The 12633-nt window shown below is 63.6% G+C and carries 15 protein-coding genes; 6 read left to right on the forward strand and 9 right to left on the reverse strand.

Translation table 11 applies throughout. The features are described from left to right. The first annotated feature begins 50 nt into the window (after positions 1-50). Positions 51-371, forward strand: a complete 321-nt coding sequence (gene trxA / locus J1C56_RS26505; RefSeq protein ID WP_067955731.1) for a thioredoxin — start codon at positions 51-53, stop codon at positions 369-371. Positions 372-442: 71 nt separating this feature from the next. On the opposite strand, the gene J1C56_RS26510 is transcribed toward trxA, so the two are convergent. From J1C56_RS26510 to J1C56_RS26530, 5 genes are read right to left on the reverse strand one after another with little or no spacing between them, the layout of a single operon-like run. Then, on the reverse strand, positions 443-1774 hold the full coding sequence (locus tag J1C56_RS26510; protein WP_214392998.1) for a bifunctional folylpolyglutamate synthase/dihydrofolate synthase: 1332 nt from the start codon (positions 1772-1774) through the stop codon (positions 443-445). A 37-nt stretch (positions 1775-1811) separates the two neighbouring features. Next, positions 1812-2735 (reverse strand): acetyl-CoA carboxylase, carboxyltransferase subunit beta, encoded by a 924-nt coding sequence (gene accD / locus J1C56_RS26515; RefSeq protein WP_214392999.1) that lies wholly within the window; start codon positions 2733-2735, stop codon positions 1812-1814. 36 nt (positions 2736-2771) lie between these two features. Beyond that, the gene (gene trpA, locus J1C56_RS26520) at positions 2772-3614 is read right to left on the reverse strand and encodes a tryptophan synthase subunit alpha (RefSeq protein ID WP_214393000.1); all 843 of its coding nucleotides are present in this window, start codon (positions 3612-3614) and stop codon (positions 2772-2774) included. Positions 3615-3616: 2 nt separating this feature from the next. Continuing rightward, the gene (gene trpB / locus J1C56_RS26525) at positions 3617-4837 is read right to left on the reverse strand and encodes a tryptophan synthase subunit beta (protein WP_214393001.1); all 1221 of its coding nucleotides are present in this window, start codon (positions 4835-4837) and stop codon (positions 3617-3619) included. Positions 4838-4865: 28 nt separating this feature from the next. Beyond that, positions 4866-5525 carry a phosphoribosylanthranilate isomerase gene (locus J1C56_RS26530; RefSeq protein WP_214393002.1) on the reverse strand — a complete coding sequence of 220 codons (660 nt, stop codon included), beginning with the start codon at positions 5523-5525 and terminating at the stop codon, positions 4866-4868. Positions 5526-5814: 289 nt separating this feature from the next. Here J1C56_RS26530 and J1C56_RS26535 point away from each other — a divergent pair, with 289 nt between their 5' ends. Continuing rightward, positions 5815-6711: a LysR family transcriptional regulator gene (locus J1C56_RS26535; RefSeq protein WP_246591977.1), complete on the forward strand. Its 897-nt coding sequence runs from the start codon at positions 5815-5817 to the stop codon at positions 6709-6711. Between the two features lie 98 nt (positions 6712-6809). On the opposite strand, the gene J1C56_RS26540 is transcribed toward J1C56_RS26535, so the two are convergent. The 4 genes from J1C56_RS26540 to J1C56_RS26555 all read right to left on the reverse strand — a co-directional run bounded on the left by J1C56_RS26540 (position 6810) and on the right by J1C56_RS26555 (position 10142). Then, on the reverse strand, positions 6810-7568 hold the full coding sequence (locus J1C56_RS26540) for a M48 family metallopeptidase (RefSeq protein ID WP_214393003.1): 759 nt from the start codon (positions 7566-7568) through the stop codon (positions 6810-6812). Positions 7569-7660: 92 nt separating this feature from the next. Next, the gene (locus tag J1C56_RS26545; protein ID WP_214393004.1) at positions 7661-8101 is read right to left on the reverse strand and encodes a DUF2852 domain-containing protein; all 441 of its coding nucleotides are present in this window, start codon (positions 8099-8101) and stop codon (positions 7661-7663) included. Positions 8102-8221: 120 nt separating this feature from the next. Beyond that, positions 8222-9364: a benzoate/H(+) symporter BenE family transporter gene (locus J1C56_RS26550; protein ID WP_214393005.1), complete on the reverse strand. Its 1143-nt coding sequence runs from the start codon at positions 9362-9364 to the stop codon at positions 8222-8224. A 4-nt stretch (positions 9365-9368) separates the two neighbouring features. Next, positions 9369-10142: an alpha/beta hydrolase gene (locus tag J1C56_RS26555; protein WP_214393006.1), complete on the reverse strand. Its 774-nt coding sequence runs from the start codon at positions 10140-10142 to the stop codon at positions 9369-9371. Between the two features lie 199 nt (positions 10143-10341). Here J1C56_RS26555 and infC point away from each other — a divergent pair, with 199 nt between their 5' ends. From infC to rplT, 4 genes are all read left to right on the forward strand, one after another. Beyond that, positions 10342-10881 carry a translation initiation factor IF-3 gene (gene infC / locus J1C56_RS26560; RefSeq protein ID WP_214393132.1) on the forward strand — a complete coding sequence of 180 codons (540 nt, stop codon included), beginning with the start codon at positions 10342-10344 and terminating at the stop codon, positions 10879-10881. Between the two features lie 193 nt (positions 10882-11074). Next, positions 11075-11701, forward strand: coding sequence for a methyltransferase family protein (locus J1C56_RS26565; protein ID WP_214393007.1), 627 nt, complete (start codon positions 11075-11077; stop codon positions 11699-11701). Positions 11702-11910: 209 nt separating this feature from the next. Continuing rightward, entirely contained in the window at positions 11911-12114 is a 204-nt protein-coding gene (gene rpmI / locus J1C56_RS26570) for a 50S ribosomal protein L35 (RefSeq protein ID WP_184768437.1), read from the forward strand. A gap of 35 nt (positions 12115-12149) precedes the next feature. Next, positions 12150-12551: a 50S ribosomal protein L20 gene (gene rplT, locus J1C56_RS26575; protein ID WP_214393008.1), complete on the forward strand. Its 402-nt coding sequence runs from the start codon at positions 12150-12152 to the stop codon at positions 12549-12551. The last annotated feature ends 82 nt before the right edge of the window (positions 12552-12633 follow it).

The raw sequence follows: 12633 nt of genomic DNA on the forward strand, positions 1-12633 counted from the left end.
CGCCTTACCACCACATATGGCGCGATAGCCAACTCCAAGAGGATCGCATCATGGCCACCGTCAAGATCGACAACAGCAATTTCAAGTCCGGCGTGCTTGAGGCCAAAGAGCCGGTCGTGGTCGATTTCTGGGCCGAATGGTGCGGCCCCTGCAAGATGATCGGCCCGTCGCTCGAAGAGATTTCCAACGAGCTCGCCGGCAAGGTCAAGATCACCAAGGTCAATATCGACGAGAATCCCGAGATCGCCGCCCAGTTCGGCGTGCGCTCGATTCCGACGCTGATGATCTTCAAGGACGGCGAAGTGGCCGACATCAAGGTCGGCGCGCTGCCCAAGACGGCACTGTCGCACTGGATCAGCGGCAACGTCTGATCGTCCGCAATTTCCAAATGAAAAAGCCCGGTTTTGACCGGGCTTTTTTGTATCCAGCTTTTGTCCGCCGCTCAGGTCGGGGGCGTGCCGTTTTCGGCCAGCACGGCGCCGACAAGATAGAGCGATCCGCCAATCAGGATGCGTGGCGCGGTCTCGCCCTCGTCCCAGGTGTCGCGCAGCAGCATCAGCGCGTTGGCGACTGAACTCACCGGCTCGGCCGACAGGCCGGCTTCGGTGGCACGCACCGCCAGCTCCTCATGCGGCACGCCGCTTTCGCTCGTCGTCACCGGCACTGTGTAGACGTGGCGCGCCATGCCGTGGAACGGCTTGAAATAGCCGGTCTGGTCCTTGGTGTTGATCATGCCGGAGATCAGAAACAGCGGCCGCGGAAACTTCTCTTCCTGCTCGGTCAGCGCCTCGGCGATGACGATACCGGCACCAGGATTGTGGCCCCCGTCTATCCAGATTTCGGCCCCCTTCGGTCCGAGCTCGCTCAGCTTGCCCAACGGCATGCGTTGCATGCGTCCGGGCCAGGCAACCTTCGTCATCGCCTTGTCGGCGGTGCGTTCGTTGATCGGGAAACCCGCCGCGCGCACCGCAGCGATTGCCGCGGCCGCATTGGCGAACTGGTGCCGGCCGGGAAGCCTCGGTGGTGACAGGTCCATCAGCCCCGTCTGGTCCTGGTAGACCATGCGGCCGTTTTCCTCGAAGGCGACGAAATCCTGGCCGTAAACCTCGAGCGGACAGTTGAGCCGCTCGGCGGTGTCGATCAGCACCTGCTGGGCTGCCTCGGTTTCCTGCGCGCCGACGACGACCGGGCAGCCGCGCTTGATGATGCCGGCCTTTTCGGCGGCGATCAGCTCGACCTTGTCGCCGAGATAGGCCTCGTGGTCCATCGACACCGGCATGATCACCGAAACCGCTGGGCGCTTGATGACATTGGTCGCGTCGAAGCGCCCGCCAAGCCCGACCTCGATGATGCAGGCATCGGCCGGATGCTCGGAAAACAAGACGAAGGTGACGGCGGTGAGGATTTCGAACACCGTGATCTTCTCGCCGCCATTGGCCTCGCCGACACGGCGCACGGCATCCGCCAGCACGTCGTCGGCGACAAGCTTGCCGCCGCCAGGCGCTGCCAGCCGGTAGCGCTCGTGCCAGTTCACCAGATGCGGCGAGGTATGCACATGCACCAGAAGCCCTTGGGCTTCGAGCAGCGCGCGTGAGAACGCGGCACAGGAGCCCTTGCCGTTGGTGCCGGCGATATGGATCACCGGCGGCATGTGGTCCTGCGGATTGCCGAGCCGTTCGAGCAGCCGCGAGATGCGGTCGAGCGAAAGGTCGAAGCCCTTCGGATGCAGCGCCAAAAGGCGCTCGATTTCGAGATCGGCTTCGAGCGTGGTCATGGCATTCCCTGGGGCGTAAACAGCCGTTTTGGTGCGATCAGGCCTGCGGCCGTCGTTCGGGCACAGGTACCACCGGCGGCAGGATCTCGGCCTCGGCAGCCTTGGCCGCAGCTGGTGCCTTGGTCAGGATCTTGAGCAGGTTGGCGATCGTCGACTTCAACTCCAGCCGCGACACCACCATGTCGACCATCCCGTGGTCCATCAGGTACTCGGAGCGCTGGAAGCCTTCCGGCAGCTTTTCGCGGATCGTCTGCTCGATGACGCGCGGGCCGGCGAAGCCGATAAGTGCACCTGGCTCCGCAATGTGCACGTCGCCCAGCATCGCATAAGAAGCGGTAACGCCGCCGGTCGTCGGGTTCGTCAGAACGACGATGTAGGGCAGGCCGGCTTCCTTGAGCCGGTCGACCGCCACTGTCGTCCTGGGCAACTGCATCAGGGACAAAATGCCTTCCTGCATGCGTGCACCGCCGGAGGCGGCAAACAGGATCAGCGGCCGCTTCTTCTCAAGCGCAACGCTGAAAGCACGGATGATCGCGTCGCCTGCTGCCATGCCGAGCGAGCCGCCCATGAAGGCGAAATCCTGCACTGTGACCACGACAGGCAGGCCTTCGATCGTGCCGGTTCCCGACAGGATCGCGTCTTCCATGCCGGTCTTGGCCTTGGCGTCCTTCAGCCGGTCGACATAACGCTTTTCGTCGCGGAACTTCAGCGGATCGACGATCACCTTGGGATTGTCGATCGGCTCGTAGCGGCCGTCGTCGAAGAAGAAGCGCAGCCGCTCCTTGGCCGAGATCTTCATGTGGTGGCCGGAGGACGGGATGACATACTGGTTTTCCTCAAGGTCCTTGTGGAACACCATCTCGCCGCTCTCGGGATCCTTGATCCAGAGATTGTCCGGTATTTCGCGGCGACCCAGCATCGAGTTGATCTTGGGGCGGACGTAATTGGTAATCCAGTTCATGGCAGCGGTCCTCTTCGTCCCGGGGACATGGGGTATTTATTGGGCGGTAGCAAGGCGGGCGGCGCGAATGCCCTGGGACAAGCCGGTGACCAGCGTTGCCACGGCCTCGGCCGGATCGGCGGTCTTTTCGCCCTTCGGTCCGATGACATTGGCGACAGCATTGACGATCGCCGTGCCGACGACCACGCCGTCGGCCGATGCGCCGATGGTACGTGCTTGCTCGGCGGTCTTGACGCCGAAGCCGACGCAGACCGGCAGGTCAGTGTGCGCCTTGATACGCTGGACCGCTTCGGCAACCTTCGACGTATCGGCGAGTGCCGAGCCGGTGATGCCAGTCATCGAGACATAATAGACGAAGCCGGAGGTGTTCTCGAGCACCTTGGGCAGGCGCTTGTCGTCGGTCGTCGGCGTAGCCAGGCGAATGAAGTTGATGCCGGCCTTGAGTGCGGGGATGCACAGCTCGGTGTCCATTTCCGGTGGCAGGTCGACGACGATCAGCCCGTCGATGCCCGAGGCCACGGCCTCTTCCAGGAATCGGTCGACGCCGTAGATATAGATCGGGTTGTAGTAGCCCATCATGACGATCGGTGTTTCGTCATCGCCGGCGCGGAACTCGCGCGCCATCTGCAACGTCTTGGCCAGCGTCTGGCCGGCCTTCAGCGCGCGTAGGCCGGCAGCCTGGATCGCCGGGCCGTCGGCCATTGGGTCGGAAAATGGCATGCCGAGCTCGATGATGTCGCTGCCGGCCTTGGGCAGCGCCTTCATGATCGACAGCGATGTCTCGTAGTCGGGGTCACCGCCCATGAAGTAGGTCACGAGCGCGGGGCGTCCCTCAGCCTTGAGCTTTGCCATGCGGCGGTCGATGCGGGTGGTCGTCATGATCAGATCTCCATGCCCAGCATCTTGGCCACCGTATGCACGTCCTTGTCGCCGCGGCCGGACAGGTTGACGATCATCACCTTGTCCTTGCCCATCGTCGGCGCGACCTTGACCGCATGCGCGATCGCATGGGCGGATTCGAGCGCCGGGATGATGCCTTCCACCTTGGTGGTGAGCTGGAATGCATCGAGTGCCTCGTCGTCGAGGATCGGCACATATTCGACGCGGCCGCTGTCGCGCAGCCAGCTATGCTCGGGACCGACGCCGGGATAGTCGAGGCCGGCCGAGATCGAATGGCCGTCGAGAATCTGGCCGTCGTCGTTCTGCAAGAGATAGGTGCGGTTGCCATGCAGCACGCCGGGCTTTCCGGCGCTCATCGAGGCGCAATGCTCGATGCCGTCGAGGCCGCGGCCGCCGGCTTCGATGCCGACGATCTTGACGCTGCGGTCGTCGAGGAAGGGATGGAACAGGCCGATCGCATTCGATCCACCACCAACGGCGGCGACGATCATGTCGGGCAGGCGGCCTTCCTGTTCGAGGATCTGGGCGCGCGCCTCGGTGCCGATCACCGACTGGAAGTCGCGCACCAGTTCCGGATAGGGATGCGGGCCGGCGGCGGTGCCGATCAGGTAGTAGGTGTCGTGCACGTTGGTGACCCAGTCGCGCAGCGCCTCGTTCATCGCGTCCTTCAGCGTGCCGTGGCCGGCGCTGACCGGGCGCACTTCAGCGCCCAAGAGCTTCATGCGGAACACGTTGGGCTTCTGCCGCTCGACGTCGGTGGCGCCCATGTAGACGAAACACGGAAAGCCGAAGCGCGCCGCGACGGTGGCTGACGCCACGCCGTGCTGGCCGGCCCCCGTCTCGGCGATGATGCGGGTCTTGCCCATGCGCTTGGCGAGCAGGATCTGGCCGAGGCAGTTGTTGATCTTGTGCGAGCCGGTGTGGTTGAGGTCTTCGCGCTTGAAGTAGATTTTTGCGCCGCCCAGATGCCTGGTCAGGCCTTCGGCGTAATAGAGCTTGGAGGGCCGGCCGGCGTAATGGGTCGACAGGTCGGCAAGTTCCGCCTTGAAGGCCGGATCGTTCTTGGCCTCGTCCCAGTGACGCTGCAACTCGAGGATCAGCGGCATCAGCGTCTCGGCGACGAAGCGGCCGCCGAAAATGCCGAACATGCCCTGTTCGTCGGGTCCGGTGCGGAAGGAATTGGGCTCAGTCGGCTTGTTCACGGCCGATCTCCTTGCGGCTGGAGGCTGGTCAGGCGGCGCTGCGGTCGCTAGCTGCCCGGACGGCCCTGAAGAAATTTTCGATCAGCGCCGCATCCTTGACGCCGGGCGCGCTTTCCACGCCCGAGGAAATATCGATGCCGGGCGGGGCAGCACACCTGAGGGCGTCGCCGATATTGGCGGCGTTCAAGCCACCGGAAAGCATGTAATCGACGGAGGCGTCAAGGCCCGCGAGCAGGCGCCAGTCGAACGAGGCGCCATTGCCTCCGGGCAATTCGGAGCCGGCCGGCGGCTTGGCGTCGAAAAGCAGGCGGTCGGCAACGCCGCGATAAGGCTCGATCGCGTTGAAGTCCTGAGCCTCGCGGATGGAAAAGGCCTTCATCACAGGCAGTCCGTAGTGCGCCTTCACCTCGGCCACGCGCTCGGGCGTTTCCTTGCCGTGCAGCTGCAGCATGTCGGGCTCAACCGCCGCCACGATCGCGTCGAGGAATGCGTCACTGGCGTCGACGGTCACGGCAACTGCTTGCGCCCGGCCTTTTGCGGCCTGACGCAGCCGTCCGGCGATCTCGGGCGAAACATTGCGCGGGCTCTTGGCGAAGAAGATGAAGCCGACATGGCTCGCGCCATTGCCTAGCGCGGCGTCGAACGTTTCGGCGGTGCTGAGGCCGCAGATCTTGATGTCGAGTGCCATGGGCCGGAATTGGCACGAAAAGGCGGCGAAGTCGAGAACAGCTTGCGAAACGCAAGCGTCGGCCAGCGACGCACCGTGCCGGGAAATCGAGAAATGGCCTTGCGGCGTTCATCTGCCGCGATCGCCCGGAAGTGGTCGTAGTCGATCGGCTTGCTGGATGACGGACTTGATGCAGGCAGCTCGGGATGCATGGCCGATCCTCGGTGAACCCATGCCGAGGAATTATCATTTCCGCCATTTCGCATAATCATCTAGTTTGCCGATACATTCATGACTAGAGATCACGAATATGGCTTCCTCGGATGACATGAAGGCGTTTGTGCGCGTCGTCGACCTGGGTTCCTTCGCCAGGGCAGCCGAGGATCTGCGCGTCACGCCGTCGGCGCTCTCGAAGCTTGTGTCGCGGCTCGAGGACAGGCTTGGCGTTCGGCTTCTGACGCGCACGACGCGCCGGCTGGCACTGACATCGGAGGGATCGCTATTCCTCGAGCGGGCACGTGAAGTGCTCGAACTCATCGACCTGGCCGAGGCCGATGTCTCGTCCTCGCGGGCGAAGCCGAAGGGTTTCCTGCGTGTCAATTCCAGCACCGGCTTTGCCAGGCAGACCTTGCTTCATGCGGTGCCGGAGTTCCTCAGGCGCTATCCCGAGGTGTCGGTCGACCTGACCCTGACCGACCGCCTGATCGATCCCGTCGCCGAGCAGGTCGACGTCGTCATCCGCGGCAGCCCGACATCAGGCTCCGACATGGTGGTGCGTCAACTCGCCGAGGGGCGGCGCCTGATCTGTGCTGCACCTTCCTATCTGGCCCGTGCCGGCACGCCGCGCTCGGCAGCCGAACTCTCGGATCACAATTGCATCCCTCTTTCGGGCCAGTCGGCACCGACAACATGGCCGCTGGCAAGCGAAGATGGCGTCGTGCGCTTCCTGCCCTCGGGCAACTTCAGTTGTGACAATGTCGGCATGCTGTTCGACCTGGCGGTCGAGGGCCATGGCATCGTGCGTCTCGCCGACTTCGTCGTTGTCCAGGCGGTGCGCGAGGGGCGGCTGATCGAGATACTCGCCGACATCAACCGTTCAGACTCAATCTCGCTCTGGGCGCTCATGCCCAAAGGACGCTTCCGATCGCCGCGTGTGCAGGCGTTTCTGGATTTCATGGAGGGGTGGTTGGGAGCGAATAGGGAATAGCGAATAGGGAGTAGAGAAGGCCAGTAATTGTTCGGCTCTCCGCCAGGGCACTACCGACAACACCGCCTCGACCTCACTACTCGCTATTCCCTATTCGCTCACTCGAACTGTATCGCCTGCAGTGCCCCGCCATTGCGCTTGAGCCAGGCCTTGCAGCGCTCGGTGTCCGGGCAAAGCTCCTCGCACATTTTCCAGAATTTCGGGCCGTGGTTCATCTCGCGCAGATGCGCCACTTCATGCGCGACGAGGTAGTTGATCACAGGCGTCGGCGCCATCATGATGCGCCAGGAGAACGACAGCACGCCGTCCGAGGTGCATGAGCCCCACCGGCTCGTCGTGTCGCGGAAGCGGATCGCCTTGGCGCGGCGGCCGGCGGCTTGGCAGTGCGTTGCCACCATTGCCTCGATGTCGCGTTTCGCCTCGCGCTTCAAGAAATCGGCGATGCGGCGCGGCAGGTGCGTCCGGTCGCCATGGACCAGCAGTGTCGGCCCGCTCTCGTCCTGCGACTGGCGCACGGTTCCGCGCGTCCCGCCTTCATGGATGATCAGGTGCGGTACCCCGCGAATGGGAATCTTGATGCCGGGGCGCACCTGCGGCCGGTCTGGCACCTTGGCGAGGCGCTGCTCAAGCCAGCCCTGGTGACGGTCGAGGAAGCGGTCGACCTCGCCCTGGCGCAGGCCGGGCGGCACGGTGATGCGCAGGCCGCGTCCGCCGGCGTCGATGCGCAGCGTCAGCCGCCTTGCGCGGTCGTTCTCGACGATGCGCAACGGCAGCGTGCGGCCGGCAACGACATGATCCCGCTCCAGGACGGGTGCCGGCGCTGGCTTGGTCAGCTTGCGGAAGAAGCCAAAGGACATGGGGCGAGACTAGATGATTCGAGTGACATCGACGCGAAAGAAAACGGCGCCGCATGCACGGCGCCGTTGGCGTTCATTGGTTAGGGGCGACCTCAGTCGTCAAGCAGGCCGGCCTTGCCGCCCTTCTTGGGCGTGACGGTCGGTGCCGTCGGCTTGTGGCGGTTGGACATGAAGCGGTCGAAGTCGTCCTGGTCCTTGGCCCGGCGCAGTTCGCGGGCATAGGCGTCGAATTCGTCGCGCATCTCGTCGAGCTTGCGGCGCTCTTCATTGAGGCGCTCGAGTTCCTTCTCGCGCCAATCGTCGAAGGCGACGTTGCCGGTCTGGGCGTTGGCCCGGTAGGAAGCCTTGCGGCAGCCGGCGAAGATGCCGTCGGTTGCCCGGTTTACATCGCGCTTGAAACCGTCAAGCCGGTCGCCCCAGATGATGTAGGCAAGCATGGCGAGGCCGAGCGGCCAGAACACCATGAAGCCGATCACCATCAACGCGATGGTTGCCGGCGTCCAGGCCGGACGGATCAGTGCAGTCGTGTTCATAGTAGATTGCCGTTCCTTTGTTCGAGGCAGCCAGGGAAAAAGCTGCTGCAAACGACATGGGAAAGCAAAAATGGCGATTCAAGACGGTGTCGGCCAAAACCGGACAAAGCCTTGCGAATCCTAGCCTTTTTTGAGGCTCTCAAGCACCAGCACGACAAGCCCGGCGACCAGCCCCCAAAAAGCCGAGCCGACTCCGAGCAGCGTCAGGCCCGAGGCGGTGACCACGAAGGCGATCGTCGCCGCCATGCGGTGGTGCTCGTCCTTGAGCGCGATGGCGAGTGCATTGGCCAGCGACGAAACCAGCCCGAGCCCGGCCACCAGCACGATCAGGCTTGGCGGCAGCACGGCGAACACCGCCACCAGCGACGCGCCGAAGGCGGCGAAGATGACATAGGCAACCGCATAGAACGGCCCGGTCTTCCAGCGCTCCTTCATGTCGGGATGCACGTCCGGGCCGGTGCAGATCGCCGCCGAGATAGCCGCCAGGTTGGTGGTCGAGGCACCGAACGGCGCCGACAGCACCGAAAACAGCCCCGTGACCCCGATCAGCGGACCGGGTTCGGGGTTGTAGCCCGCGGCACGCAACACGGCGAGGCCCGACAGGTTCTGCGAGGCCATGGTGACGAGATAGAGCGGCAGGGCAAGGCCGATCGTGGCGGTCAGTGTGAACTCCGGCGCGATCAGCGTCAGCGTCGACAGTTCCGGCACGGGCAGGGCGCCGACGCGGCCGGTCAGGAACGCCGCCAACCCGCCGCCGACCAGCACCACCAGCACCGACAGTGCCGGGTTGTAGAGCCGGACCAGGAAAAACGCGCCGATCAGCGGCAGGATCAGCCACGGGTCGGAGGGCACCGCCTTGGCGGCATTGATGGCGAAGGTGACGACGATGCCGGCCAGCATGCCCGAGGCCACCGAGGCCGGGATGCGCGAGATCAGCTGCGTCAGCGGCTTGATCAGCCCGGTCAGCACCAGCAGAACGCCGGCGACCAGGAACGCGCCGACGGCCTCGTTGATGGTGAAGCCGCTACTGGCGGCGATCAACGCAGCGCCTGGCGTCGACCAGGCCGATATGACCGGCATCTTCGTTCGCCATGACAGCCAGGCCGTCTCGAACGCCATGGCGAGGCAGATGGCGGTGACCCAGCTTGCCGTCTGGATCTGCGTCGCGCCCACGGCGTCGGCGGCGGCTACGATGATGGCGAGCGTGCTGCCGAAGCCGACGATGGCCGCGACGAAGGCGGAGATTGGGATCGAGATGCGCATCGGCTCAGCCAGCCCGGGCGATGGTTTGGCCGACCGCCCGCGTCAGCAGCTCGAGGTCCTCCGGCCGCGACAGGCGATGATCGCCGTTCGGCACCAGCGACAGCGTCGCGTCGTCGGCGGGCAACAGGCTCATCAGCTTGAGCGCGTGGCTGTGCGGCACGTCGGGATCGGCAAGGCCCTGGATGATGTGCACCGGGCAGTGGGTATGGATCGGCCCTGTCATGACAAGGTTGTTGCGTCCGTCCTCGATCAGCGCGCGTGTATAGATGTAGGGCTCCGGCGAATATTCCGACGGCTCCTCGAAATAGCCTTTCTCGGCCAAATCCTCGCGCTGGGCCTCGGTCAGCTGCGGCTCGACCAACTCGGCGGTGAAGTCGGGCGCCGGCGCAAGCAGCACGAGGCCCGCGACGCGGTCGCCCTCGCCTGCCTTGTTGAGCTCGGCGTTCATCCTGAGAGCGATCCACGCGCCCATCGACGAGCCTACGAGCACTTGCGGCCCGCGTGTGAACTGGCGGAACACGGCAAGGCTCTCGCCAAGCCATTTCGAGATCGTGCCGTCGGCGAAGGCGCCGCCAGACTCGCCATGGCCGGAATAGTCGTGGCGCAGGAAGGCGCGGCCCTCGCTCGCTGCCCAGCTGGCCAGCGTTTCGGCCTTGGTGCCGAGCATGTCGGACTTGTAGCCGCCGAGCCACACGACGCCGGGAGTCGCCCCATCTTGATGCCGAAAGGCAATGCGGGTGTTGTCCACCTCGATGAAGTCCGGCGCGCTTGCAGTCATGTCAAATCCCCTCGGCAGGGACTTGTGACACAGCCGGCCTGATGCGGAAAGTGTCGCAAGAATCGTTCTTTTGGGGCAGTTCGCATGCGCACAAGCAGGTGATTTGTTGCGAGTGCTGTGTTATTGACTTCGCCCGCGCGCTACCCACATTGGCGCGTCAGACATTCAACAACGTCAATGGCTCGAGGAGACCACGACCATTCGCAGACCTTTTAAAGCAGCCGCGCCTACCAAGGACGGCCCGCGTTCCAACCGTGACATCCGGGTTCCCCGGGTCCAGCTGATCGACGTCGACGGTTCCAACCGTGGCGATGTTTCCATCAACGACGCACTCCTGGCCGCCGAAGAGGCAGGCCTCGATCTCGTAGAAATTTCCCCCAACGCCACGCCGCCCGTCGTCAAGATTCTTGACCTCGGCAAGCTGAAATACGCCAACCAGAAGAAGGCGGCCGAGGCGCGCAAGAACCAGAAGGTCATCGAGATCAAGGAGATCAAGATGCGCCCGAACATCGACAGCCATGACTACGAGACCAAGATGAAGGCGGTTCGCCGCTTCTTCGAGGAAGGCGACAAGGTCAAGCTGACGCTTCGCTTCCGTGGCCGCGAAATGGCGCACATGGAACTCGGCATGCAGCTCCTCAACAAGGTTCGTGAGGAAACAGCCACTATCGCCAAGGTCGAAGCCGAGCCCAAGCTCGAAGGCCGCCAGATGATGATGGTGCTCGCGCCGCGTTCATGAGTTGATGCACCGGCCCGAAAGCCGGCAACGGCTCAGTTGGCAACCTTGTCGATCTTGACTGACAAAGCGTCCGTGCGCGCCCTCCTTGGGCGCGCGGCGCTCTGGTGCCCCGGCATTCGCCGGGGCGACATTTCCTGAAGGGCGCCGACGAGTCGAACCGGCCATGCGGGGATGATGCTGGCGGGTTGATGCCATGAGCGAACAAAACAAGGGCGATCTGGGCCGCTACCAGAGCATGCGCCGGCTCGTGCTGGCCGCGATGATCGTTGCGATGTTCGCCGCGCTCCTGTTTGGCCAGTCGACCTTTCCGCCTGACACCACCGTTCACGAAGTCGTCGAGATGGTCGGCATCCTGCTGATCTTTTTGGGCATCGTCGGTCGTCTGTGGTGCACGCTCTATATTGGCGGCCGCAAATCGGGCGAGGTCGTCACCGGCGGACCCTACTCGATCACCCGCAACCCGCTGTATGTCTTTTCGACGCTGGCCGCTGCCGGCGTCGGTGCGCAGATGGGCTCGATCATCGCCACTTTCGGCTTCGCAGCCCTTTGTGCCGCGGCCTTCCACATCGTCATTCTGCGCGAGGAGCGGCACCTCCAAGAGCTGTTCGGTCCCGCATATCGGGCCTATGTGGCGCGGGTGCCGCGGTTCTTCCCGAATCTCTCGCTCTATCAGGAAGGCGAGGCGGGCAGCTTCCGCCCGAAGCTGCTGCTCAACACCTTGCTCAACGGGCTGGTGTTCCTCATTGCGCTGCCGGTGTTCGAGCTGATCGACCACGCCCAGGTCACGGGCGCGCTGCCGGTGCTGTTCCGCATACCCTGAACCCCTGAGATTCATTGCAATTGCAGCCTTTGCGGGTGTTGCGCATTGCGCGGCTTCCGCGTATATAGCCGCGTCCCAGAACCGCCCGGCAGGGCATGCCGTGGCGGTTTCATTTGCTTTTCGGGCTTTGGTCGGCCTGAAAACAACAACATGAAGGGATTTCGCAAGCACCTTAGGGTGCCGAGGAATCCTAAGAACGGAGTAGCAAAATGCCCAAGATGAAGACCAAATCCGCGGCCAAGAAGCGGTTCAAGATCACCGCGACCGGCAAAGTCCTGGCGGCTGCCGCTGGCAAGCGCCATGGCATGATCAAGCGCACCAACAAGTTCATTCGCGATGCCCGTGGCACGATGGTTCTGGCTGAACCGGACGCCAAGAAGGTCATCAAGAATTTTCTGCCGAACGGCCTCTGAGCCCGGCCGGGATAGCGTTTTAAGGAGATCATGACATGGCACGTGTAAAAAGGGGCGTAACGTCCCACGCCAAGCACAAGAAGGTTCTCGAGCAGGCCAAGGGTTTCTACGGTCGCCGCAAGAACACCATCCGCATTGCCAAGCAGGCGGTTGAGAAGTCGAAGCAGTACGCTTACCGCGACCGCAAGAACCGCAAGCGCAACTTCCGCGCCCTGTGGGTCCAGCGTATCAACGCAGCGGTGCGCGAGCACGGCCTGACATATGGCCGCTTCATCGACGGCCTGAACAAGGCCAACATCGAGATCGATCGCAAGATCCTCTCCGACATGGCCATCCACGAGCCCCAGGCATTCGCCGTGCTCGTTGCCAAGGCCAAGGTTGCTCTTGAGTACCTCAAGAACACCACCCCGAATGCTTTTGAAAGCGCTGTTGCTTAACCAGCGCCTTCCCAAGCATCACAGACTTGATTTGGGAAACCCGCGCTGGCACGGCTGGCGCGGGTTTTTCTTTGCAGCAACG

Source organism: Aminobacter anthyllidis, assembly GCF_018555685.1.
Lineage (GTDB): Bacteria > Pseudomonadota > Alphaproteobacteria > Rhizobiales > Rhizobiaceae > Aminobacter > Aminobacter anthyllidis.

What these genes read in the sequence shown, in the direction of transcription:
- trxA (WP_067955731.1), top strand. Translation starts at nt 51, where the DNA reads ATGGCCACCGTCAAGATCGACAACAGCAATTTCAAGTCCGGCGTGCTT.
- J1C56_RS26510 (WP_214392998.1), bottom strand. Translation starts at nt 1,774, where the DNA reads ATGACCACGCTCGAAGCCGATCTCGAAATCGAGCGCCTTTTGGCGCTG.
- accD (WP_214392999.1), bottom strand. Translation starts at nt 2,735, where the DNA reads ATGAACTGGATTACCAATTACGTCCGCCCCAAGATCAACTCGATGCTG.
- trpA (WP_214393000.1), bottom strand. Translation starts at nt 3,614, where the DNA reads ATGACGACCACCCGCATCGACCGCCGCATGGCAAAGCTCAAGGCTGAG.
- J1C56_RS26530 (WP_214393002.1), bottom strand. Translation starts at nt 5,525, where the DNA reads ATGGCACTCGACATCAAGATCTGCGGCCTCAGCACCGCCGAAACGTTC.
- J1C56_RS26535 (WP_246591977.1), top strand. Translation starts at nt 5,815, where the DNA reads ATGGCTTCCTCGGATGACATGAAGGCGTTTGTGCGCGTCGTCGACCTG.
- J1C56_RS26540 (WP_214393003.1), bottom strand. Translation starts at nt 7,568, where the DNA reads ATGTCCTTTGGCTTCTTCCGCAAGCTGACCAAGCCAGCGCCGGCACCC.
- J1C56_RS26545 (WP_214393004.1), bottom strand. Translation starts at nt 8,101, where the DNA reads ATGAACACGACTGCACTGATCCGTCCGGCCTGGACGCCGGCAACCATC.
- J1C56_RS26550 (WP_214393005.1), bottom strand. Translation starts at nt 9,364, where the DNA reads ATGCGCATCTCGATCCCAATCTCCGCCTTCGTCGCGGCCATCGTCGGC.
- J1C56_RS26555 (WP_214393006.1), bottom strand. Translation starts at nt 10,142, where the DNA reads ATGACTGCAAGCGCGCCGGACTTCATCGAGGTGGACAACACCCGCATT.
- J1C56_RS26565 (WP_214393007.1), top strand. Translation starts at nt 11,075, where the DNA reads ATGAGCGAACAAAACAAGGGCGATCTGGGCCGCTACCAGAGCATGCGC.
- rpmI (WP_184768437.1), top strand. Translation starts at nt 11,911, where the DNA reads ATGCCCAAGATGAAGACCAAATCCGCGGCCAAGAAGCGGTTCAAGATC.
- rplT (WP_214393008.1), top strand. Translation starts at nt 12,150, where the DNA reads ATGGCACGTGTAAAAAGGGGCGTAACGTCCCACGCCAAGCACAAGAAG.